Annotated in this window: 2 protein-coding genes and 1 pseudogene; all 3 read left to right on the top strand. The window is 70.7% G+C overall.

The window, feature by feature from the left end:
* A pseudogene (locus ACIQOV_RS38265) lies at positions 1-200 on the top strand (hypothetical protein); the annotation flags it as partial.
* Between the two features lie 78 nt (positions 201-278).
* Positions 279-1,121, top strand: a complete 843-nt coding sequence (locus ACIQOV_RS38260; protein ID WP_401055371.1) for a transcriptional regulator — start codon at positions 279-281, stop codon at positions 1,119-1,121.
* Between the two features lie 103 nt (positions 1,122-1,224).
* On the top strand, positions 1,225-2,208 hold the full coding sequence (locus ACIQOV_RS38255; protein WP_401055370.1) for an NAD-dependent epimerase/dehydratase family protein: 984 nt from the start codon (positions 1,225-1,227) through the stop codon (positions 2,206-2,208).
* The last annotated feature ends 22 nt before the right edge of the window (positions 2,209-2,230 follow it).

The raw sequence follows: 2,230 nt of genomic DNA, 5'->3' as shown, positions 1-2,230 counted from the left end.
ACGACTTCAACACGTCCTACAGCGCCATGCTGACATCCCTCGAACACGCCTGGGGCGGCAACGGGAACGAGCTCTTCGACGCGATCGGGCACATGAGTGATCTGGGCGACGCCGCTCGGCTCATCAACGCCATCAAGCTCCCCGCCGATCCCCGCCTCACCTACGGCCCGGAGTGGCTCTTCGTCCAGCAGGGGTCCTGAACCAACGCCGGAGGCCGGTGTGGCAGATTGACCGGACGGCCCCGCCCCGGGGCGGGTGATCGAGAACCGAGGTCTTCCGTGTCCGCAGACAGAGCCGCGCCGCGAACGGTCGTCGAGGCCTGCTTCGATCCGCAGGGCACGGCCTCGCTCGACTACGTCTACGACGTCGCCGCGGCGGTCGGCCTGTCGGACCAGCCGGTGCGGCTGGCCGTCCGCCGGCTGGAGGCGGCGGGCGTCCTGCGGCAGGAGGGGCGGGGCCGCAAGGGCCGGCTCGTCCTGACCGACGCGGGCAGGCTCCGCTCGGACATGGACGTCCGGTTCGTCGCGCTCGCCTACGCGCAGGACGCCGGCCTCGTCCCCTGGGACGGGCTCTGGCGCCTCTACACCTTCTCCGTCCCCGAGCGGCACCGGTCGGAGCGCGACGCCCTCCGCGCCGCGCTGACCCGGCTCGGTGCCGTGCCGCTCGCGCCCGGCGCCTACGCGAGCCCGCACGACCTCCTCGACGAACTCACCGCCGAGGCCTCGGCGGCGACGGTCGGCGCCTACCTGATCACGGCGGAGGCCACCCGCCTGACCGGCCCGGGCTTCACCGACCCCGCCTCCACCGCGGAGCACCTGTGGCCCTCGGCCGAGACGGTCGAGGCCTACCGGCCCCTCGCCGACGCGCTCGCCGCGGAACCCCTCGGCCCCGACCTCGGCTCCGTCGAACTCGTCGCCGTCGCGCTGCGGCTGGCCGAGGCCTTCACCCACGCCCTGGAGCGCGACCCGCTCCTTCCCCCGGAGCTGAGGCCCACCCCCTGGCCCCCGTCCCGGATCCGGCGCGACTTTCACGAGGCCTGGACCACGATCCGCGGCCGCACCCCCGACCTCTCGCTCTTCCGCGCCTTCGACACCGGGCCGACGGCCGCCCACCGGGCCTGACCTCCACTCCGGGACAAACCCCGCTCGCCCGATATTCACCCGGACGGACGCGATTTCGAATTCCCGGATCGCCCATATGTTCTAGGCCTGATATATCGATTATATGCTCGAAGAATACGACAAGGTCTTGGTGTCGGGCGGATTGGGTTTCGTCGGAAGGCACCTGACCAGCGCTCTTCTCTTTCTGGGGAAAGAGGTGTCGATCATCGACAACGCCCGGACGGCCACGAGCATCTCGGCGCCGTCCGGGACCACCCTGCACCTGCTGGACATCCGCGAGGTCGACGCCGTCGCCGAGGCCGTGGACGACGCGGACCTGGTCTTCCACGTCGCCGCGAACGCGAACGGCACGTTGTCGGTGACGCAACCGCGCCTCGACTTCGAGATCAACGCACTCGGCACGCTGATCTTCGCCGAGGCCCTCCTCAAGGCGCCCGTCCGTCGGGTCGTCTACGTCTCGTCCGCGTCCGTCTACGGAACGCCCCGGAAATTCCCCATGGACGAGGACCACCCGACCCGCCCCTTCGTGCCGTACGGCGCGTCCAAACTCAGCGGCGAGATCACCTGCCTGGCACTCCACCGCGCCTGCGGCCTCCCAGTGGTGGTCGGCCGCCCCTTCTGCGTCTACGGACCGGGCGAGAACCCGCACGAGGCGATGGTCGAGGTCGGCCGCTTCCTGCGCTGGCACCTCAACCACCAGCCCATCCAGATCGTGGGCGACATCGACCGGAAGACCCGCGACTTCGTCCATGTCACCGACCTGGTCCAGGGGTTGCTGACGATCGCCGACCGGGCCGAACTGGGCGAGGTGTTCAACATCGGCTCCGGCACGGAGGTGTCGATGCGCGAGCTCGTCGACACGATCGGGGAGGCCACCGGCAAGACGCCCGAGGTCAGCGTGATCCCGGAGATCGAGGACGACACCTACCGGCTGGTCGGCGACATCTCCAAGCTCCAGGGCCTGGGATACCGGCCGTCGGTCTCGCTGGTCGAGGGGGTGCGCGACCTGGCCGACCACCTCGGCGCGAATCCGGAGCTCCCCGGCAGCCCGACCATCTTCTCCCGCGGCCAGCACGGCGAATCCTGACCCGCCGCCCGCACGGGCCCCC

Origin of the sequence: Kitasatospora sp. NPDC091257 (genome assembly GCF_044757675.1) — a bacterium.
Lineage (GTDB): Bacteria > Actinomycetota > Actinomycetes > Streptomycetales > Streptomycetaceae > Kitasatospora > Kitasatospora lactacystinica.
The sequence above is the reverse complement of the archived record's forward strand: the minus strand, read 5'-3'. Positions and strand labels throughout refer to the sequence as shown.

What these genes read in the sequence shown, in the direction of transcription:
- ACIQOV_RS38255 (WP_401055370.1), top strand. Translation starts at nt 1,225, where the DNA reads ATGCTCGAAGAATACGACAAGGTCTTGGTGTCGGGCGGATTGGGTTTC.